Below are 20,717 nucleotides of genomic sequence, written 5' to 3'. Positions count from 1 at the left end.
TAATGAACCAAAATGAAAGCATAATTATTGACCCTTATATAGAAGGAGGAAATGTAATTTATCCAAACTTTCACCTATCTATGCAGCCAGGTATTATTATCGGCATTCATACGGATGTGTCAAAAATACATACATTAACACAATGGTTTTCGAAGCAAAGTAATACGCATACACATTTTCGTGAAAATGCCTTGTATGAGCGACTGACGGTTCGAGAATATATTAACTTTTGCTTAAAGCTTTTCAATGCTTCTTCTGAAAAGATGGAGGATCTATTAAAATTATTCGCTTTAATGGAGCAAAAAAGCATTAAAATTAGCAAGCTTTCGAATGGAGAAAAGCAACGTTTAAAATTGATTCATACATATCTCAATCAGGCACACATACATGTTTTAGAAGAGCCATTCCAAAACCTAGATGAATTTTCTAAGCAAAACGTCATTCAGTTATTGGATGCACTTCGAAAAAAGAATAAAACAGTCATTTTATTATCTAACAATCTTGAGGATTTAATTATTTCGAGTACAGAAGTACATAGATTGGATATTACGGGTATACATGCATTAGACGTTAAAGAGGATGGAACAGAACCAACTCCCACCTCTCAAGAAAACGTACCGATTCGACTTGATAAAATCCCTACAAAGAAAAATGATAAAATCATTTTATTTAATCCCCCGGAAATCGATTATATCGAAAGTGTTGAGGGTATTGTTTCACTATATGTTGCAGGTGAAGCCTATCCATGTACATTATCATTAAATGATCTTGAGCAAAAACTGACACCGTTCGGCTTCTTTAGAAGTCATCGCTCTTATATCGTGAACTTACAAAAGGTACGGGAAATCATTACTTGGACTCGCAATAGCTATAGCTTAGCCTTAAACAGCAATGAAAAGACCGTAGTACCTTTGTCGAAAAATAAACTCGCAGATTTAAAGGAAATACTCGGAATTTAGTAGATTTCCCAGGAAATAAACGACTCCTGTCAGCTGAAATATTTCGCCACTAAAGGTCATTTCACAGCCTTTCACCTGTAATTTAATGTTGAGACCCTTATTGTCCCTTATAGTGTAGATATCAACAACAACACAGGGAGGTTTTCAAATGAACGCAGTAATCGATGTTCAGCATTTGAAAAAAACATTTAATAAGGAAACAGCATTACAGGATGTTTCATTTTCCATTCAAAAAGGTGAAATATTCGGCTTTCTTGGACCTAGCGGATCCGGAAAAACTACTACTATAAAAATATTAACAGCACAAACTGAAAAAACTGCTGGCGACGTTTTATTGTTTGGCCGCCCAGCAAATGAGATGAAACAAAGTAATAATCGTAAACGCTTCGGTATTTTAACAGATAATAGCGGACTATATACGCGACTTTCAATCGAGGAGAATTTATTACTATTCAGTAATTTATACCAATTATCTAAATCTGCCATTAAAGAAGCGTTGGATTTTGTTAACTTATACGGTGATCGTAAAAAGAAGATTAGTCAGCTTTCTAAAGGAATGATGCAACGTGTTACGCTTGCACGTGCTATCATGCATAAACCCGAATTATTATTTTTAGACGAGCCAACTTCTGCTCTCGATCCTGTTAATACACAGCATATTTATAGTGGCTTGCGCAAATTAAACGAGATGGGTACAACAATATTTTTAACAACACATGATATGAGTGAAGCCGAAATACTTTGTGATCGTGTAGCCTTCTTACATAAAGGTAAAATTCGAGCAATTGGTGCGCCAAAGGACTTGAAAAAAGAGTTTGGTGATGACTCTATTACAGTTGAACTAAAAAATGGTGCTAGTGAGGTCATTCAAAACGGAAAACAAGATGCTGAAAAACTGTTTCATTGGATGCAATCTAACGAAGTTTCTCGGATATATACGAACGAGCCAACACTAGGGGATATTTTTATGCAAATAACAGGGAGTGATTTAGTATGAACATTTCAATGTCACGTATTCAGGCTATTTTTATGAAGGATTATAAGGAATTTTCACGTAACTATGCGGTATCCGTTATGGTATTTATGCCACTTGTCTTTGCATTTTTGTATAATAAATCGGGCTCCGCTACTATCGCAGCCTATTTCTTTTCAATTAATATAGCATTTTCTATGGTGACTACCTACGTACAATGCTGTCTAATTGCCGAAGAGAAAGAAAAAAATACGCTTCGTAGTCTCATGCTTTCCCCTGCTTCACTTGTCGATATTTTAATTGGTAAAAGCTTGTTTGTCTTTATCATTACAATGGTAGTTGTAGCCTTAACTATATTCATCGCTGGCTATAACCCAGCTAACCTTTTCATCTTAGCTATCGCTTTAATACTTTCGACTGTGTTTTATATTGCACTAGGAACATTATGTGGATTATTCTCCAAAACGATTATGGAAGGATCTCTTATCACTCTACCTGTTGTCCTTATTTTCACATGCGGCCCTCTTACACTAGCTTTATCTTCTGCTAGTCCGATTGTAAAGATTGCTGAATGGTTACCAAGCTCTCAATTAGTACTACTAGCTGAAGCTTTAGAAGGATCATACACAACAATGGATATCATTATTCCAATAGCTTCAATTATTGTTTGGTCACTAGTGACTTGGATTGTAGCAGGATTTATTTATAAAAAGAGAATGGTCGACTAATTTTTATTAAAAGCCATTAATATACTTTATAAAATGTGCAACATTATAATGAGGTATTTTTAAGCTGAACTAATTCAAACAATTTAGTTCAGTTTTTATTTATAAAAACGTGTTAAAAGATGTGCGTTTTGACTGAACTGTCAATATCGAAGCATTTAGTTAGATAAGGAACACAAAAAGACCGAATAGTGCTGAAACACTACTCGGTGCGTAACAAAATAAATCGCTTCAAAGGCGCTTAGTACATCAAGGTTTTAAACTGCTCGTATGCTTGGGGCAGTTTACTTTTTTGTGCTGAGAAAATATATGTGATGTAGGTTAGTTTAAAAAATAGAGCCCATTTTAATGAAAAGTTTAATCCGTTGTTAATTTCATTTTTCTAAAGAAGATTTCGATTGTGTTATTCGTGTTGCTACGAAACAAGTAATTATGATAATTACTGATAAAATCAAAAATTCCTTATGTAATCCAAACGCAATGGCTTCCTTTATGCTTTGTAAATTTGAGTTTGAAAGTGAAGTATCATGATTATTATTGAATATTTGACTAACATCTATATGTGATAAATCTTGCTGTCTACTTAGATATTTTGTTGCTTGTGTCATAGAGATAGCTGTAAATACTGCAATTCCGATTGTTTGACCTAAACTCTGCATAAATCGAAAAGATGCAACTGATATTCCTCTTAATTTCCAGTCAACTTCAGACTGAACCACTACTGTATATGTTGTGGTAGCGAATCCCATTCCTGCACCAATGAACGCTGTATAAATCATAAATAACCATACAGGCGTTTCAATTGAAGCTGATGACAATCCTAAACAACCGATAAAAATAATAATCGAACCCAACAAAGTAATAAATCTAAAAGACTTTTTAGAGATAAGCCTGCCAGCTATAATGGAGCATAGAGGCCACATTATTGAGATGGGTATCATAACTAATCCTGATTCGGTTGCTCCACCACCATAAACGCCTTGAATCCATAAAGGAATGTGGAATGAAATAACAATAAACACTGAGCCTAATAAGAAAATAGCTAAGTTAGCTACTGTAATGGGACGAATCGAAAAAAGTTGTAATGGAATAAGTGGCTCTGGGGATTTACGTTCAATAATAATAAAAAGAATGAAGCTTATAATACTTACAGATAAGGTTAGTAGCGTATGCATTGATTCCCATGGCCGATTTAATATGTACAATAAAGAGATAATTGCAATGGTAAAAGTAATAATCCCGCTATAATCAATATATCGTTTTTTCTTTTCAAATGTTTCATGCATAGAAATAAACAATAAAAACATAGAAACGATCCCAAATGGCATGTTTAAATAAAATACCCATCGCCAAGAAACATAGTCAACTAAAATCCCTCCAACTAAAGGACCGACAATTCCTGCGATTCCCCATACACTACTGAGCCAACCTTGTACTTTTGCTCGTTGCTCAAATGGATAAATATCTCCGATGATCGTAAAGGTTATACTGGATAAAGCACCGGCTCCCATGCCTTGAAGTGCTCGAAAAATAATAAGCTGTAACATGTTTTCGGATAAGCCACATAAAATAGACCCGATTAAAAATATTGTTATTCCTATATTAAACATCATTTTGCGACCAAATAAATCCGCTAGCTTTCCGTATATTGGGGTAGTGATTAATAGGGTCATTAAATAGGCCGAAACAACCCAGCTCATCATTTCTAAACCACCTAAATCACCTACCATTTTCGGCATCGCGGTTCCTACGATAGTACCCTCAATTGCAGATAAAAAAGTGGCAATGAAAATGGCCACCGTAACATTTCTTGTATTCGTCTTCCTATTCATTAAAACCCTCCTTAATTATTCCTCAAGGTTTAAATGTTGAACAAGTTTGCTTAAGGAGCTGGATAAACTTTCTAATTCATCGTCGGTTAAAACTGAAAATGAATTTCGGTTACTTTCTTCACATAATGGTTTGATTTGTCTCATAGTATCCTTTCCTTTTGAAGTCAATCTTGTTCTAGTAATCCGTCGATCTTCAGCGTCTGGAAATGTCTCGAGATACTCCCCATTTTGTAAACGTTCAACAAGCCCAGTAATTGTTTGTTTCGTAACTAACGTATCTAAGCGAAGATCTTTTAGGGTTACTTCTTCCTCGCGCAGAATGGTCCCCAAAATCATCCATTGTTGTGCACTTTTTAAACCAACTTGTTGTGCCAATCCGCCTCCAATCCTTCTAAGTAAACTAGATGCACGAAAAACGTCTAACATAATATCCAAATACATTTCATCTCGTTTTTTTTTCATATCGTTCCCTCCATAAAGTCAATATATTGACAATTGGATTGTAGCAAAGTCCAGAAAAATAGTCAACAAACGTACTATCAATATACGAACTAAAAAAGGTATGATAACCTCTACTACCGAACTTTAACTAATGCTGTACCTATAATCAAAGTGTAAACTTACATATCCTGTTATTAATGCAAAAAATAAAAAAATGTACACAACTAAAATTTAATTTTAGTAATGTACATTTTATAGTATGTACAACATATTAAACTAGTACGGATGAAATCAATCCTTTTGTACAACTACTTATCTTTAGCGTTACAAGGTTGACCATTCTTTTTACCCCTATTTCTCTGTAGCATCAACTAGCAACTGCTGCAAATGGTTTTTTACTTTGGGCCATTCTTGTAGCGTAATGCTGTACATCACTGTATGACGAATCGTACCATCCTTCCGCACCATATGATTACGTAAGACCCCCTCCTTTGTTGCCCCTAAACGTTCAATCGCCTTTTGAGAACGTAAATTTTCGTGGTCTGTTTTAATTTGAACACGCTGTAAGTTGAGTACTTCAAAGCAGTATTGTAGTAATAAATATTTGCAATTCGTATTAATGGCCGTACGCCAAAAAGCCGGTGTTATCCATGTAGTACCTATTTCAAGTCGTTTATGCGTTTCATCAATGTCCATAAACCGAGTCGAACCAATGATTTGCCCAGATTTTTTATCCACAATTACAAATGGAAACTCAGTTTTTTCACGCTTTGTTGCTAATGCCTTGTCCACAAAATTATTCACATCGAGCATTTTCTCAATTGTTGTGGACATGTGGGGCCATATCTCTGGATAACTAGCTGCCTCCAATAACCCTTGCGTGTCCTGTTGTTCTAATGGCTTCAGTAATACTACCTCATTTTCTAATGCTTTAAAATTCATGTTGCTTCACTCCTTTTTTTATTATTTAACGATATTTTTGATATGATAGGTAGAACCAATTTTTTAAAAATACACCATACCAGGAGGTGCAATATTTTGGAATTATCGATCTCGTTTACTGGAGATGCGTCGAAATACGTGCAAATCTACGAGGAATTAAAACAAACCATTTTAAAGAAGAAGCTACTGGCCCATGAGCAATTGCCATCTAAACGAACGCTGGCTAAAACGCTTGATGTTAGTGTCCATACGATTAAGGAAGCTTATGAACAATTACTAGCTGAAGGCTATATTTATAGTAAGGAACGCTCTGGTTATTTTATAGCGCCCTTTGAATTTGAATGGGAACAGCAGCAAAATCAGCACATATCCCCAGCTATAACACCAACTACATATACTATAAAATTTGATTTTAATAACGGACATGTGGATAAGGACGCTTTTCCATTTTCAATCTGGCATAAGCTGTTGAAAAAGCACTTTAATGTGGATAATTTAACAACAAGTCCTTGGCCTGGAGAAGCTATATTACGGACGGAAATCGCTCGCTATGTTGAACGATCAAGAGGAGTTACTTGTGAAGCATCACAGGTGTTCGTTTATAGTGGTACACAAAATCAGCTTCAGGCTCTCTGTCACTTTTTTGGCCAAAAAGCGCACGTTGGCTTAGAGGAGCCTGGCTTTAGAAGAGTACGTGCAACATCGCAACAATGTGGATTAATAACTCATGCTATTCCTGTTGATAACTTAGGGGTATCAATACCGAAAGAATTCATCCACATGTTATACACAACACCCGCACACCAGTTTCCGCTCGGGATGGTCATGCCGGTTGAACGGCGTGCAGAACTTCTACAATGGGCTAATTCTGCGAAGGCATTTATTATTGAGGATGATTATGACTCGGAATTTCGTTATAAGGGGCTCCCTATTCCCTCTTTAGCAAAGATGGATCAGCTGCAACGTGTTATTTATTTCGGAACCTTTTCTAAAACGCTTATCCCATCGCTCCGTATTAGTTATATGATTTTGCCTAAATCGTTAGTCGAAAAATTTATGCTTTTTAATCAGGAGCAAAAATCTGTTGTCTCAAAAATAGATCAGCTTGTATTAGCCAATTTCATTGCTCAAGGCTTATTCGATAAGCATTTAGCCAAAATGCGTACTATTTATCGTAAAAAGCAACAGACGTTACTTGCAGCTATTAACACCCATTTTTCTGAGGAATTCGAAGTAATTGGTGAAAAATCTGGGCTACACATCGTTATGAAGTTACCAAAAAGGCTATCTGAGCATAATGCCATTAGGCTCGCACAGGAGGTAGGAATTAAAGTGTATCCATGCTCAACCTCCTATCAGCAAGGCTCTAAACATGCTATGGTCATTATGGGGTATGGTGGGCTAACCGTTGAGCAAATTAATGAAAGCATTGCATTACTTGCAACAGTTTGGTAATCCCCATAAACCTTTTTATAGCTAAAAAAAGATGACCTTGATAGTACATATCAGCGTCATCTTTTCATCATTTAGTCAATATTAATATCTACCACTACATTTTTAAGGTACTCATCAAGATTCCCTTTATTTACAGTCTGCATAATAGTTGACCGTTTTTCCCTGTTCTCTAAAGCTTCAATGATTAAATTACCAACGTTTGGGTAGTAATGCAACCAGTCGAAAAAGTCATTCTCATTCGCCGTTACTTCATTCACACCATGGAAGCTGTACACGGTACCAAACACATCTACCATATCATTCATCCATCTATTATAAGCCTCGTAACGATTTTCATTATGCAAAATGGTCTGAAGCCGTTTGGCAGGCATTAATTCTGTAAAGACCACTAGTTCTGTATTCGGGAATGCATCTTTTATAGCTTGAAGCCTTGTTCGATAGTCAGTATCATACATAAAAGGCTTAGCTGACTCTGCTTTAAAATTCTTTTGGAATTTTTGCCACCCTTGCTCCATATCATCATTTGGATACGTAGTTTGTGCAATATTATGACGTGTGTAACTACGCGCACCATCGTAATGATTTGCTTTTGAAATATCATAATTAAAAAGAGCATAATGCATCGTGCTTGCTGAAAATAAGGACTTTACTGCATAAAAAGGTGCCTCCGACGTCTCGATATAAGTTTGCGGCGGATTCGATGTACTAGGTTTGCCAGCATTCGCCGAATCAAAATATAACTCAATAAAAATTCTCTTAAACGGCTTACCATTTTTCTGTTCAGCATATTTCATATAAGGCAAATATTCTGTAATATGCAGCCCGCTCAATGAATAGTTATAAACATTTTCTTTTGTAAAAGCCCTCTCATCAAGATACGTAATCCTGCTCGTTCCCATTAATAAACTATCATAGTTAAAATCATGGCTATTGATATAATTTGTTTTTAATTGTCTTTCATCAAAGCCAAGCTGATAGTCGTTAAAGTCATTCGCATGTGTGTAATTCCAAAGAGGGTCAATATAATAATTGAAACCCATAATTCCGAAAACAGGTAATCCTATTACTACGAAAGATGTGGCAAATAATTTTACTAACCATTTTTTCGGATCCAAGTTCATTCACACCTTTATTTAGAAATTAAAATATAAGAATATACTATTTTTTTGCATATAATAAATAGATACTAGCACTAACGCAATCATAAATTGCGTATAAATAATTGCTCCCCAATTAAATTTCATCTTATCCATTAATTGAATAGAATTTAATGCCGTAAATGCAATAACAAGTGTGATTAAAAGTCCTACAACAATCACTATTGGATCACTGAATGAAAGTCCCAAAATATTAAAAGCTTCCGCTTGCGCAAAATTCGTGTGCGGCTCCGTAAAGAAATTAGTAATAGCTGTCATGTTTGGCGTAAACATTTTGGCTATAATAGTATTTGCTTGCTCAATACTTGTTGCACGGAAATATACCCAAGCGATATTAACAAATTGGAAAGTCATAAACCATGAAAGTAAATACGGAAGCTTAATACGTGTTTTACTAAAAAGTCTCACAACTACAGACGCAAAGCCATGCATCAGTCCCCATAAAATGAAATTCCATCCTGCACCATGCCAAAATCCACTGATGAAGAAAATAATTAATATATTTAGATAGGTTCTATATGCCCCTTTACGACTACCACCTAATGGAAAATAGACATATGTAGTTAAAAACCGGTTCAACGTCATATGCCACTTTTTCCAAAACTCCTGAATATTACGTGCTTTATAAGGAGAGTAGAAATTTACTGGCAGTTTAATATTAAATAATAATGCTAAACCGATAGCCATATCAGAATATCCACTAAAATCATAATAAAGTTGCACTGTATACGATAATGAGGTAATCCAAGCTTCTATAAAACTTAAGTTACTATAATTGGCAAAGCCTTCATTCGCCCATATGCCTACCGTATCAGCAATAACAACTTTCTTGACTAAACCAATTGCAAAAATAAATAAACCTCGTGCAACATGTTCATAAATAATTTTACGATTTCCCTTAGTATCATACTGTGGAAGCATTTCATCATGCTGAACAATTGGTCCTGCAATTAACTGCGGGAAAAACAAAATAAACAGCGCATAATGGCTAAATTTATAATGAGCTGTTCCATCACGATAACTATCAACTATAAAAGCAATTTGTTGGAATGTAATAAAACTAAGTCCTAATGGTAGCAATAAGTGCAACAGTGCAAAATTGGTACCAAATAAACTATTTATATTACCAATAAAGAAATCGGTATATTTATAGTAACAGAGAATGATAATATTGAAGATAACGCCAATTATCATATACGTTTTTCTCCAACGACTATTGGTACGACTAATTATCCGACTTAAAGCAAAGTTCACAACTATTGAGATTGTGATGATCGCTAAATAAGTTAACTTAAAATAGCCGTAAAAAATCAAAGAGCTCAGTACCAGCCAATAGATCGCATATTGCTGGTTTCTGAAACGATTTAATAAAAAATAGATAATAAATGTTATAGGTAAAAACAAGAAAATAAATTCAAAGGAATTAAAAAGCATTGCACCACTCCCCTAATTGCCATTCCTTTATATTCAAAATTTAAGACCCCTCACCACAACATTTCCGTTCCGCGCTTACCTGAAGGCGTTCGCTTGCGCTCCAGGGATCATATCTTTGCCGCATTTCCAAAGGATCAACAAATCAACCTAAAAACACGACACACGTTAAACAAATATTTAGTGAAGAGCCTATCAAATTTAATGTTTTAATATTATATTTACATCACTTAAATTAGCCATATAACACTTTAACATTGATACACTCGTAAAATCTAAATGAAATAAATACCATTGTTATATTCATTATGTATTTAAAGAGGCCAAATATTATATTATACTAAAAAGTTAAGCTAAAACAAATAACGATTTCAAAATAAGGTAGAGAAAGACAAAAACCTATATAATAATACCTCATTTTAACAATTGTTTAAAGGAAATTCCTGTTTGTAGTCGAAAAATGAAAGTTAGAATTATACCTACAAATAATGTGGTGACTCCTAATTGGGTTTTTACTAGTTTGCATTCATTCTATTAATGGGTGGGTTTGATTCACAACCATGCTTTTTTAAAGCTAAAAGATCTAAAACAAACATAACCTCTGTATAGCGTGTTGATCACTATACAGAGGTCAATCATTTATATTTTAATTAAAATCTTCCCTTGTTGCTGACGACTTTCCATCAAATCATGCGCTTTCCGCATGTCTTCTAATGCAAAGATATTAGCAATTGGTACTTGGAAACTTTCATCCTTCAATAAGGTAAACATCTCCTGTGCAACTTGTTGTAGCATTTCAGGGTTAGAAGCTCGAGTCGTTCCTAAGCTAAACCCTTTCACATTGCGGCAGCTACTATGCAAGTCAGATGTTTTTATATTCCCAGCTTTACCACCGCTATTTCCAAATTGCACTAGCGTACCATACGGAGCTAAACAGTTAAAACTCTCTTCCGTAATATTCCCGGCAATGGAGTCAAAAATAATGTTAACACCATGACCATCCGTATATTCATTTACTTTCGCACTAAAATTATCGTATGTCAGTACATGATGGGCACCTAGTTCAAGGGCAATTGTCGCTTTCCTCATATCACCAACAGTACCAATAATCTTCTTGGCACCTAGCTTTTTCGCCATTTGAATGAGCATTGTCCCTGCCCCACCGGATGCAGCATGAATTAATACGCTATCATCTGAGCTAATTGGAGCAATTTGATGTGTCAAAAGATAGGATAGAAACAAAACCGTTGGCACCGCGGCCACCTTTTCCAAAGGGATATCATTCGGGACTTTAAAGACGAGCTGTTCTTTGGCCACCACATATTCTGCATAGGCTCCATTTTTCGGAAATGCAATAACTTGGTCTCCCCTTTTAAAATTACTGTTCCCATCAAAAACCTCTTCAACTATACCAGCTACATCTAAACCGAGTATCATCGGAAAATTTGCTTTTGCTTTATTACCTGTTCTATTTTTAATATCGGCAAAATTCACACTCGTATATGTCGTACGTATTAATACTTCCCCTGCTGAAATAGTCGGCTTTGGACATTCTACGTACTTTAAAACATCAGAAGTGCCAAACTCATTAATGATCACAGCCTTCATAAATTTCCCCCTCCTTGTTATAGTTACATTATAAAATAAAAAGGAATAAATAGTAGGTATTTCCATTGAAATGAAAATGGTGAAAGAACAATACAACAGAATCTCTATACTCCAACTGCCGCTTTGTCGGGGCTATCCACAATTTTGGCTGTTCTATCCATGTTTTTTACCGCTCTATCCACGATTTTGACGATTCTATCCGCCAATTCGGTTCTACTTCAGTCATTTCAGCTCTTCTTTCCGTTGCTTTGACTGCTCTTTCCGTCGCTCTGGCTCTTCTTTCCGTCGCTCTGGCTCTTCTTTCCGTCGTTCTGACTGTTCCTTCCGTCGCACGGGCTCTTCTTTCCGTCGCTCTGATTTCCTTCCGTCGCTTTGACTGCTCTTTCCGTCGCTCTGGCTCTTCTTTCCGTCGTTCTGACTGTTCCTTCCGTCGCCCGGGCTCTTCTTTCCGTCTCTCTGATTTCTTTCCGTCGCTCTGGCTCTTCTTTCCGTCGTTCTGACTGTTCCTTCCGTCGCTCGGGCTCTTCTTTCCGTCGCTCTGATTTCCTTCCGTCGCTTTGACTGCTCTTTCCGTCGCTCTGGCTCTTCTTTCCGTCGTTCTGACTGTCCCTTCCGTCGCCCGGGCTCTTCTTTCCGTCACTCTGATTTCCTTCCGTTGCTTTGACTTTTTACAGTTGGTATTCACTTTCCCTAAAATTCTACGTTTACCTTATCAAAACAAAAAAAGCATGAATCAATATTACTATTGATTCATGCCCATAAAATTAATACGCTAAGCCAAATAATGCTTTAATATGTGTAAGATAGCGAATGTTAGACGCTTCTTTCATAAGTGTTGCAGGAAGACCTTTAAGTTCTGTGTTGCTAGCACCGATCGTCGCAACAGCGTCTTTACGACCTAAGCTTGCAAGTGTACCAGAGTTAATTGCAGAGAAAGGCTTCATCTCTTGGTTTTTGTATTGTGCGAATAAGTTGTAACCAGCGCATTCACCCATTTGCCATGCAACTTGAGCAGTTGGAGCATATAGTGGACGCCCACCATCAGCTGGTAATGCAACAGATGCGTCACCGATTACGAATACATCTTCGTGAGATGTAGATTGTAAGAATTCGTTAATCGTAGCTTTACCGCGGTCAGCAGCAAGGCCAGACTCGCCTACGATTGGAAGTGGCGCTACCCCACCTGTCCAAATAAGTGTATTAGCAACGATTGGTTCGCGATCTTTAAGAGAGATAACATTGCCATCAACGCCTGTTACAGGAGTACCTGTAATGAATTCAACGCCACGTTTTGTTAAGCTTTCAGTTGCACGTTGGATAAGTGTATCCGGAAGTACTGGTAAGATTTTTGGACCAGCTTCAACAAGTTTAATTTTAAGATCAGCAAAGTTAACACCGTGTTTTGCTGCGATTTTCGGGAAGTTGTCCACGATTTCACCAACAAGCTCTACACCTGTTAAACCGCCACCACCGATAACGATTGTTGCATCTGCTTCGTCTTTTGTTTGTGCATATGCTTTAATACGATCTTCGATATGTTTGTTAATTTTATTTGCTTCGTTCACTGATTTAAGTACCATAGAGTTTTCTTCTAATCCAGGGATACCGAAGAATCCAGTTTGGCTACCTAAAGCTACTACTAAAGTATCGTAATTTAAAGTATAACCAGTATCTAGGTCAACTTTTTTACTGTCTACATTGAATTTTGTAACTTTAGCAATTTGTAAATCGATATCTAAACCTTTAAAGATTTTTTTAAGTGGTAAAGCAACAGCACCTTCAGCAATAGTACCACCAGCTAAACGGTGAAGTTCAGTGATGATTTGGTGTGTTGGGAATTGGTTTACTACAGTAATTTTAGCTTCATCAGCTGATAGATACTTACGTGCTGTTAATGCAGTTAAAACGCCAGCGTAACCAGCACCTAAGATGACGATTTCTTTTGACATGATTAATTAATCCTCCGTCCGTACGTTTTGAATATATCTCAAGTCGAGTCTTATTTAGCTTTACGTTCAGCGCTTACTTGTAAGAAAGCATTAACAAAACGGAAAACACCTTGAACTTGTGGGTCTTTTAACATTTTCATAAGACCGAATAAACCAATTACTTCTTGGCTTTCAGAAGCACGGTCTTTCGCTTCAATTGCAGTAGCTGCAAGGTTTTTAGCTGAGCCTACTACTGGGCCAGCCATTTCTGTTACTGCACCAACAGTATCATTTTTAAGTACTTCGTCAGTTGCAACAGCTTGAGCAAACTCATATGATTTTGTTAATAGCGTCATCATTTCAGTTAACTTAGGTAATTGTTCAACTAAAGTTGTAAGTGATTCCTGAACCTCAGGCTTTAATAATTGATCTAGCACATCCAGTTGTTCTTGACTCACAGTTAATTGTTCAGACTGTGTTTGGTTTTTCGTTTCTGACATTTTGAACTCTCCTTTGCCATCACTATCACTATTTTATATTTTATTGCTTCCATGTAAAAAAGACCATTAAGGCACTTCTTAACAGTCGTTACAGCGCTTATATCTTACAAATCACCAGTCTCAAGAGCTGGATAGCAATTCGTATAATTTGTTATTACAATGTTAACTTTATTTTGCAAAAAGCGCATCATAATTCCATCCTATCTTGTCTTGGTGACGTTACAACCTCCATTATAAGGTTGTTTGTATATTATTTCAATGAGCTAAATCACAATTTCGACAATCTTTTCAAAATTCATTGATTTGTAACTAAATATTTGTAATTATGTTTGCTTTGTAGCCCAAATACAACATTTTTAATCTCAATTTTATTAAAATACCTTTGATCTAAGCTTCCCCTAAATCGATTGCATAATACTTATTTTATTTCCAACATTAATATTACATAAAATGGAAGTAATCATTTTTCAACAGATTTCCAGAAAAAGTCTATAATTTCTCTCGCAGCCATAGCTTCTGATTGAAATATCCTTTTCCCTTCCCTATCTTTAATGTATCCTACTGACATTAAAGCCATAAACGAATGGGCAAAAAAAGTAGGATTCCCTTTCCGAATCGTACCTAGTTCCATCTCTAACTGCATCGCCTGCTCTATCGTTTTATACATATTATTTTCCGATGCTTGCACTTCTTTTAACTGAGATTCCGATAAATTAATTGTCGCTTCTCTCATAAAATTTTTCATATCAATATCTACAGTGGCCGATAAATGAATTTCAACAAGCTTCTCCAACCGATCTTTAAATGATATTGACTCCTCTAAGATCTGTAAAATGGACAGTTTAATTTGTTCCATCATTGCTAGCAACGCTGATGTATATAAATCCCCTTTAGTCGGGTAATAGTAATAGATAGTAGCCTTTGTAACGTTACAAGCTTTTGCTACATCAGCCATCGAAATATTTTTATAGCCTTCTTTGATAAAAAGCCTCGTTGCCGTTTCAAGAACAATATCTTTTTTTGGTTTCGCATTCTCATTATGGCGAGGTCTTCCGAGAACACGCGGTGACTGCTTCAACAATTTCGCCTCCTTATAAAGGATTCATTTTAGACATAGTATAGCATATAATTTTTTTACAATTGATTAATTAACCTTCCAGTATATATAATTAAAATCACTTATATGAAACGGAGGTCTTTAAATGAAAAAGCACCCACTAGAGCAATGGGGCTCAATGGTAACAAGTAAAAAAGGGCGCTTTTTAGCCCTTGCCTTTTGGATTGCACTTGTTGTTGTACTGTCGTTTGCCTGGCCACAGATTAATAGTATTAAGAGTGAATCTGGTAAAAATTTATCCGAAAGTGAAATGTCTCAGCAAGCAGCAACTATTATTGCAGAACAATTTCCGAATGATGCAGGTACACCATTATTACTTGTCTGGCATCGAGATAGCGGGCTAACTACTGATGATTTTATTGCTATCCAAAAAGTTTACGGAGAGCTTAAAGCTAAACCGTTAGCAAATCAAACTGTTATTCCACCATATGATAAAATGCCACCTCAAGCCTTTTTAGCGTCAGCATCTGACAATGGCACAACAATTGTCACTCCTGTTTTCTTTGAAAAAGGTGTGGCTACGGATGCGTTACGAGAGAGTTTAAAGACATTAACAAAAACAATGGATAAGTATAATATCCAACTAGAAAAAGACTTAGTTAGTGACAATCTTCATGTGCGTTATTCTGGACCGGTTGGTATCGCTACGGATGCTGTCAGTTTATTCTCCCAAGCTGATGTTAAATTACTAATTGCAACAGTGCTCCTTGTTTTAGTATTACTAATTATTATTTACCGTTCACCGTTATTAGCCATTATTCCATTATTGGTTGTTGCTCTTGCCTACGTCGTTATAAGTCCAACGCTCGGTTTTTTCGCCGATCATGGATGGATTGATAAGGACTCGCAGGCTGTCTCTATTATGACTGTATTACTCTTTGGGGCAGGTACAGACTATTGTTTATTTTTAATATCAAAGTATCGAGAGATATTATTTCATATTGAAGATAAAACTACCGCCATGAAGCTTACTATAAAGGAGTCTGGCGGTGCGATTATGATGAGTGCATTAACGGTTGTTATCGGTTTAGCTACTCTTAGCCTTGCCCATTATGGTGCATTCCAACGCTTTGCAATTCCGTTTAGCTTCGGTGTACTGGTGATGGGCGTTGCAGCGTTAGTTGTACTTCCAGCGATTCTTGTTATTATAGGTCGCGTTGCCTTCTTCCCATTCATACCGCGAACAGAGGATATGGCTTATAAAAAAGGAAAAAAACAGCACAAACCAACACATAAAATAAGCCGCAAAATCGGGCGCACTGTAACGCATAAACCATGGGTGGTCATTGTTGTCACTATACTGTTCCTTGGTGGGTTAGCAGCATTCGTACCACGTATTCAATATACTTTTGATCTATTATCGTCATTCCCTGAGAATATGCCATCCCGTGAAGGCTTTAAATTAATAGAAGAAAATTTTTCCCCTGGCGAATTAGCTCCAATTCAGCTCGTCATTGATACTGAGGGTATAGATATCCACTTGCAGCAGCAATTAGCTGAAATCTCTTATATTGATAATGTTACAGATAGCCAAATTGGAGAAAAAAATAACACTATCCAATTGTACGAAATTTCTTTCAATGCGAATCCTTATGCTAAGGAATCGTTAGCTCATATTCCAGAGCTTAAAACAGCGGTTATAAAAATGCTTGAGGATGAAGGTATAAAAGATGCACATAAACATATTTGGATTGGCGGCGAAACAGCTAGTCAATATGATACACAGCAATTAATTGTACGCGATGAAACTGTTATTATGCCAACAATGATTGCTTTAATTGCTTTATTATTATTCATTTATCTACGTTCTATAACAGCTACTGTTTACTTATTAGCAACAGTTATTATTTCTTATTTCGGGGCACTTGGTGCAGGTTGGCTAATTTTACACTATGTAATGGGGACAGATGCCATTTCAGGAGCAATTCCACTCTATGCATTTGTGTTTTTAGTGGCTCTCGGTGAGGATTATAATATCTTTATGATTTCGGAAATTTGGAAAAAGCGCAGAACAGTAGATCATATAACAGCTATTGAGGAAGGTGTCGTACGAACAGGAAGCGTTATTACATCTGCTGGTCTAATTTTAGCAGGAACATTCGCTGTCCTTGCTACCTTACCTATTCAAGTACTAGTGCAGTTCGGTGTCGTTACGGCAATTGGCGTGTTGCTTGATACATTCATTGTACGTCCATTGCTAGTACCTGCTATTACTACTGTTCTCGGTAAATATGCGTTTTGGCCAGGAGCATTATTTAAAAAGAATGATTAAAATTACTGCACGGACATTTGCGTAAAAGGTTAGGATGATTTTAAAATACTCATCCATCCTTTAGCTGTCGCTAATATCCGTGCTTTTTTAGTGCCGATACAACAATACGTTGCTAGAATGCATCTAAAAAACTCCCCTGCGATAAACAGAAATATAATTTTCATCCATTTATCTATAGGGGAGCATATCGACTCATAATTATTTTGTTGGTTTTTTCAAATCCATTGAAGCAGCTGCGCTTTCAACTTTAACACGTTTTAAGAAGAATGCGAGCACAAGTGCAACAACTGTAATACATGCCGCTATGAAGAATGAGTGTGTAATACCATCTAATAAAGCATTTTGCATAATGTGATCTTGCATTTGCTGCATTTGTTCTGGTGTCGGTGCAACACCTGATTGTGCTGCATTCGCTTTTGCATCTGCAATTAATTCTTCGGCTTTTGCTTTTGTACGGTTATTCATGAACGTTACCATCACGGCACTACCAATTGCCCCTGCCACTTGCTGTACAGTATTATTAATAGCTGTACCGTGTGGGTTCATCATTTGTGGTAATTGGTTTAAGCCGTTTGTCATAATCGGCATCATAACCATTGACAGACCAAACATACGAATTGTGTACAATGACACAATAAATGTATAACTTGAATCTATTTCTAACTTTGTTAAACCGAATGATGCAATAGTTGTAATCGTTAAACCGATAATTGCTAGTACACGTGGTCCAAATTTATCGAACAGTTTCCCTGTAATCGGCGACATAATCCCCATTGCAAGTGCCCCAGGAAGCATCATTAAACCTGCTTTAAATGGATCAATTCCACGAATCGATTGTACATATGCAGGCGTTAAAATCATCCCAGAGAACATAGCCATTGACACGATAACCGAAATAGCTGAACCCAACGCGAACATTGGGTATTTATAAATACGTAATTCCAGCAAAGGCTGATCCATACGTAGTTGTTTAAATATGAAGATGATTAAAGCAAGAAGGCCAGCTGAAATTGTGCCATATACCCAAGGACTTGACCAACCTTTATCCCCTGCCGTACTGAAACCATATAGAATACCACCGAATGCAATTGTTGATAATAGTACTGATGGGACATCTAAATGAACTTTACGTGTCTCCATTACATTATCTAATTTCCAAATACCAAACAATAAGCTAATGACAGCAAACGGAATGATCATTTGGAATAGCATACGCCAATCATGGTGCTCAACAATATATCCAGATAATGTAGGACCGATCGCTGGTGCCGAAATCATAACTAGACCGAAAATACCCATTGCTGCCCCGCGTTTTTCTTTCGGGAAACTAATCAGCATTACGTTCATTAGAAGTGGTGACATACTTGCTGCACCTGCTGCCTGCACCATACGACCTGCTAAAAGTGTACCGAAGTTAGGTGCAAAGCCCGCCATTACCGTACCGATTGTAAAGACTGACATTGCTGCAATAAATAAATGTCTATTTTTAAAGCGTGTTACAAAGAATGCTGAAGCAGGTACTAAAATACCACTTACAAGCATATAACCTGTTGCGAGCCATTGTACGGATGAATACGTTATACCAAAATCTTTCATGATTGTTGGTAATGCAACATTCAACAATGTGTTATTTAGAAAAGCAACAAAAGCACCCACAAATAAAATACTAATCATCCCATAGGGGGGCTTTTTCAATGTTTGCTCACTATTCATTTATATCCCTCAATTCTTTCTTTGTTTTTTCGATAAAACTTATTTTATACTCGCAGTCTATTTTTTTCAACAGTAAAGACTATAAAATTTAAAAACATTGATATATAAGCGTTTTCAATATAGAATAAGAGTATAATATTTTTAAAAAAGGTGAGGTTATGAACAAAAGAAAACGACAAATCATTACTGCTGCCCGTGCTCTTTTTATTGAAAAAGGATTCGTGGATGCATCGATGAACGACATCATTAGTGCAGCAAAAATTTCAAAGGGCACATTTTATAATCACTTTTCTTCTAAAAATGAATGTTTAATCGCCATATTAGATGAAGGTCGCGAAGAAGCAAGTAATCGCCGCCACGAACTTCTTTATGGTAAGGATCCTACTGATTTGGAAGTATTAACACAGCAAGTTGCAGTACTCATGTATGTCAATCGAGAACATAATTTAATTCAAATTTTTGAATCGATTTTCCATTCTAGGGATATTGAATTAAAAAAAATAATTTTAAACTATTATTTACAAGAGCTGGAGTGGCTAGCCAATCGACTTGTACAAGTTTTTGGAGAAGAAGTTAGTCCAATTAGTTATGAATGCGCGGTACAGACACTTGGTATGATTAACCTTACATTACGCGCAGTCTTAATTGCTGACTATAAATATATAAATCGAGAAGCCATTGTACGTGTAGCATTACGCAATATTAGCGTAATTATACCCGTTATGCTTGAATCAAAAGAAATCATCATTAGTACAGAAATGATCAATACGATCCAAAACGTCGCGAATTTTAAAACGGTTAATAAGGAAACGGTCATCGAGCAATTAACAGGCTTTAAAAAAGGACTAGCTAAGAACGAAACAGTTGAAGGGTTAGAATACGTGGAATTCTTATTAGAGGAATTACAGCGTGAGAAACCAAAGCTGTTCATTATCGAATCACTTCTTACACCTTTCCGTAAAGCATTCGTTGGAACCGAACACGCAGAAGAGGCACGTGATATCGCTAATAGCTTATGGCGCTATGTAAAAATTGAACGACCATCAGAGCGGTGCATCAAGTAAAATAACCATATAAATAAAAGAAGCTAAATAGAAAGTCAAACACCATGACTTTCCATCTAGCTTCTTTTTAAGCTTCTATCTTAATAAATTAATTTTTTATGCGCATTTAATAAACCTATAAGTTGATTGGAGTGGAGACTGGGCGACTCCTTGGGGATCAGCAATAGAGGAACGAAGGCTAAAAGCATCACATCCTGTGATAACGCCTTCGTGACCAACATCGTGCTGCTGCCGCTACGTTTCACTCACGCTTTCGCGCAAAAGACATCTGTTGGCCCGAGACCCTGGAACGAGCAACGCGAGTGAAGCGGCTCATCGGACGCCCCCAGGAAGCTCTGCTCTGCGCGAAAACGAAGCGTCAGCGGCAAATGTTTTCTGTAGCGAAAGCGAAGCGGCAGCTACAATGTTTTTTCTGTGCGAAAGCGAAGCGACAGCAACAAGGCGCCCAGTCGGAACGGAAATCAACTCTCATACAATGATGAAGACATTTATCATTTAACTTGACGATCTTTCGGCCCTAGCCAAAAGCCAATCCCAATGCTAATAGCTACTACAAGAAAAGGTGCATACAAAATAATAAATTGATTCATTATAGTTCCC

At 36.6% G+C, this 20,717-nt stretch carries 17 protein-coding genes; 6 read left to right on the top strand and 11 right to left on the bottom strand.

Translation table 11 applies throughout. From position 1 onward, the window contains the following. Positions 1-2: 2 nt before the first annotated feature. From MY533_RS08025 to MY533_RS08015, 3 genes are all read left to right on the top strand, one after another. Positions 3-959: a LytTR family transcriptional regulator DNA-binding domain-containing protein gene (locus MY533_RS08025; protein WP_248718680.1), complete on the top strand. Its 957-nt coding sequence runs from the start codon at positions 3-5 to the stop codon at positions 957-959. A 148-nt stretch (positions 960-1,107) separates the two neighbouring features. Then, complete coding sequence (locus MY533_RS08020; protein ID WP_248718679.1) at positions 1,108-1,956, top strand: ABC transporter ATP-binding protein; 849 nt, start codon at positions 1,108-1,110, stop codon at positions 1,954-1,956. Next, on the top strand, positions 1,953-2,660 hold the full coding sequence (locus tag MY533_RS08015; protein ID WP_248718678.1) for an ABC transporter permease: 708 nt from the start codon (positions 1,953-1,955) through the stop codon (positions 2,658-2,660). Before MY533_RS08020 ends, MY533_RS08015 begins: the two co-directional genes overlap by 4 nt. Positions 2,661-3,031: 371 nt before the next feature. Here MY533_RS08015 and MY533_RS08010 read toward each other — a convergent pair whose 3' ends face one another. From MY533_RS08010 to MY533_RS08000, 3 genes are all read right to left on the bottom strand, one after another. Further along, positions 3,032-4,489, bottom strand: a complete 1,458-nt coding sequence (locus MY533_RS08010) for an MDR family MFS transporter (protein ID WP_248718677.1) — start codon at positions 4,487-4,489, stop codon at positions 3,032-3,034. Between the two features lie 15 nt (positions 4,490-4,504). Next, on the bottom strand, positions 4,505-4,951 hold the full coding sequence (locus MY533_RS08005) for a MarR family winged helix-turn-helix transcriptional regulator (protein WP_248718676.1): 447 nt from the start codon (positions 4,949-4,951) through the stop codon (positions 4,505-4,507). Between the two features lie 330 nt (positions 4,952-5,281). Next, positions 5,282-5,872, bottom strand: a complete 591-nt coding sequence (locus MY533_RS08000) for a GNAT family N-acetyltransferase (RefSeq protein WP_248718675.1) — start codon at positions 5,870-5,872, stop codon at positions 5,282-5,284. 96 nt (positions 5,873-5,968) lie between these two features. Here MY533_RS08000 and MY533_RS07995 point away from each other — a divergent pair, with 96 nt between their 5' ends. Next, positions 5,969-7,327 carry a MocR-like pyridoxine biosynthesis transcription factor PdxR gene (locus MY533_RS07995; RefSeq protein WP_248718674.1) on the top strand — a complete coding sequence of 453 codons (1,359 nt, stop codon included), beginning with the start codon at positions 5,969-5,971 and terminating at the stop codon, positions 7,325-7,327. A gap of 71 nt (positions 7,328-7,398) precedes the next feature. Here the strand turns inward: MY533_RS07995 and MY533_RS07990 are convergent, their stop codons facing one another. From MY533_RS07990 to MY533_RS07965, 6 genes are all read right to left on the bottom strand, one after another. Then, positions 7,399-8,442, bottom strand: coding sequence for a hypothetical protein (locus MY533_RS07990; protein ID WP_248718673.1), 1,044 nt, complete (start codon positions 8,440-8,442; stop codon positions 7,399-7,401). An 18-nt stretch (positions 8,443-8,460) separates the two neighbouring features. After that, the gene (locus MY533_RS07985) at positions 8,461-9,918 is read right to left on the bottom strand and encodes an MBOAT family O-acyltransferase (RefSeq protein WP_248718672.1); all 1,458 of its coding nucleotides are present in this window, start codon (positions 9,916-9,918) and stop codon (positions 8,461-8,463) included. Positions 9,919-10,554: 636 nt separating this feature from the next. After that, positions 10,555-11,523, bottom strand: a complete 969-nt coding sequence (locus MY533_RS07980) for a quinone oxidoreductase family protein (protein WP_248718671.1) — start codon at positions 11,521-11,523, stop codon at positions 10,555-10,557. Between the two features lie 764 nt (positions 11,524-12,287). Further along, positions 12,288-13,472 (bottom strand): NAD(P)/FAD-dependent oxidoreductase, encoded by a 1,185-nt coding sequence (locus MY533_RS07975; protein ID WP_248718670.1) that lies wholly within the window; start codon positions 13,470-13,472, stop codon positions 12,288-12,290. Between the two features lie 50 nt (positions 13,473-13,522). Further along, positions 13,523-13,951, bottom strand: a complete 429-nt coding sequence (locus MY533_RS07970; protein ID WP_049667242.1) for a helical membrane plugin domain-containing protein — start codon at positions 13,949-13,951, stop codon at positions 13,523-13,525. Between the two features lie 460 nt (positions 13,952-14,411). Further along, positions 14,412-15,029: a TetR/AcrR family transcriptional regulator gene (locus tag MY533_RS07965; RefSeq protein WP_248718669.1), complete on the bottom strand. Its 618-nt coding sequence runs from the start codon at positions 15,027-15,029 to the stop codon at positions 14,412-14,414. A 124-nt stretch (positions 15,030-15,153) separates the two neighbouring features. Between MY533_RS07965 and MY533_RS07960 the strand changes: the two genes are divergently transcribed. Further along, positions 15,154-17,340: an MMPL family transporter gene (locus tag MY533_RS07960; RefSeq protein ID WP_248718668.1), complete on the top strand. Its 2,187-nt coding sequence runs from the start codon at positions 15,154-15,156 to the stop codon at positions 17,338-17,340. 198 nt (positions 17,341-17,538) lie between these two features. Here the strand turns inward: MY533_RS07960 and MY533_RS07955 are convergent, their stop codons facing one another. After that, the gene (locus MY533_RS07955; RefSeq protein WP_132363800.1) at positions 17,539-19,053 is read right to left on the bottom strand and encodes a DHA2 family efflux MFS transporter permease subunit; all 1,515 of its coding nucleotides are present in this window, start codon (positions 19,051-19,053) and stop codon (positions 17,539-17,541) included. A gap of 158 nt (positions 19,054-19,211) precedes the next feature. On the opposite strand from MY533_RS07955, the gene MY533_RS07950 reads away from it, so the two are divergent. Next, positions 19,212-20,117 carry a TetR/AcrR family transcriptional regulator gene (locus MY533_RS07950; protein ID WP_132363802.1) on the top strand — a complete coding sequence of 302 codons (906 nt, stop codon included), beginning with the start codon at positions 19,212-19,214 and terminating at the stop codon, positions 20,115-20,117. Positions 20,118-20,608: 491 nt separating this feature from the next. Here the strand turns inward: MY533_RS07950 and MY533_RS22270 are convergent, their stop codons facing one another. Further along, the gene (locus MY533_RS22270; RefSeq protein ID WP_371873321.1) at positions 20,609-20,707 is read right to left on the bottom strand and encodes a cytochrome bd oxidase small subunit CydS family protein; all 99 of its coding nucleotides are present in this window, start codon (positions 20,705-20,707) and stop codon (positions 20,609-20,611) included. Positions 20,708-20,717 lie beyond the last annotated feature (10 nt).

The organism is Lysinibacillus sp. Ag94, from assembly GCF_023242215.1.
Taxonomy (GTDB): domain Bacteria; phylum Bacillota; class Bacilli; order Bacillales_A; family Planococcaceae; genus Lysinibacillus.
This window is presented reverse-complemented; position numbering and strand designations above follow the sequence as displayed.

What these genes read in the sequence shown, in the direction of transcription:
- MY533_RS07980 (WP_248718671.1), bottom strand. Translation starts at nt 11,523, where the DNA reads ATGAAGGCTGTGATCATTAATGAGTTTGGCACTTCTGATGTTTTAAAG.
- MY533_RS08020 (WP_248718679.1), top strand. Translation starts at nt 1,108, where the DNA reads ATGAACGCAGTAATCGATGTTCAGCATTTGAAAAAAACATTTAATAAG.
- MY533_RS08025 (WP_248718680.1), top strand. Translation starts at nt 3, where the DNA reads ATGAACCAAAATGAAAGCATAATTATTGACCCTTATATAGAAGGAGGA.
- MY533_RS07960 (WP_248718668.1), top strand. Translation starts at nt 15,154, where the DNA reads ATGAAAAAGCACCCACTAGAGCAATGGGGCTCAATGGTAACAAGTAAA.
- MY533_RS08015 (WP_248718678.1), top strand. Translation starts at nt 1,953, where the DNA reads ATGAACATTTCAATGTCACGTATTCAGGCTATTTTTATGAAGGATTAT.
- MY533_RS07970 (WP_049667242.1), bottom strand. Translation starts at nt 13,951, where the DNA reads ATGTCAGAAACGAAAAACCAAACACAGTCTGAACAATTAACTGTGAGT.
- MY533_RS07985 (WP_248718672.1), bottom strand. Translation starts at nt 9,918, where the DNA reads ATGCTTTTTAATTCCTTTGAATTTATTTTCTTGTTTTTACCTATAACA.
- MY533_RS08010 (WP_248718677.1), bottom strand. Translation starts at nt 4,489, where the DNA reads ATGAATAGGAAGACGAATACAAGAAATGTTACGGTGGCCATTTTCATT.
- MY533_RS07950 (WP_132363802.1), top strand. Translation starts at nt 19,212, where the DNA reads ATGAACAAAAGAAAACGACAAATCATTACTGCTGCCCGTGCTCTTTTT.
- MY533_RS08000 (WP_248718675.1), bottom strand. Translation starts at nt 5,872, where the DNA reads ATGAATTTTAAAGCATTAGAAAATGAGGTAGTATTACTGAAGCCATTA.
- MY533_RS22270 (WP_371873321.1), bottom strand. Translation starts at nt 20,707, where the DNA reads ATGAATCAATTTATTATTTTGTATGCACCTTTTCTTGTAGTAGCTATT.
- MY533_RS08005 (WP_248718676.1), bottom strand. Translation starts at nt 4,951, where the DNA reads ATGAAAAAAAAACGAGATGAAATGTATTTGGATATTATGTTAGACGTT.
- MY533_RS07975 (WP_248718670.1), bottom strand. Translation starts at nt 13,472, where the DNA reads ATGTCAAAAGAAATCGTCATCTTAGGTGCTGGTTACGCTGGCGTTTTA.
- MY533_RS07955 (WP_132363800.1), bottom strand. Translation starts at nt 19,053, where the DNA reads ATGAATAGTGAGCAAACATTGAAAAAGCCCCCCTATGGGATGATTAGT.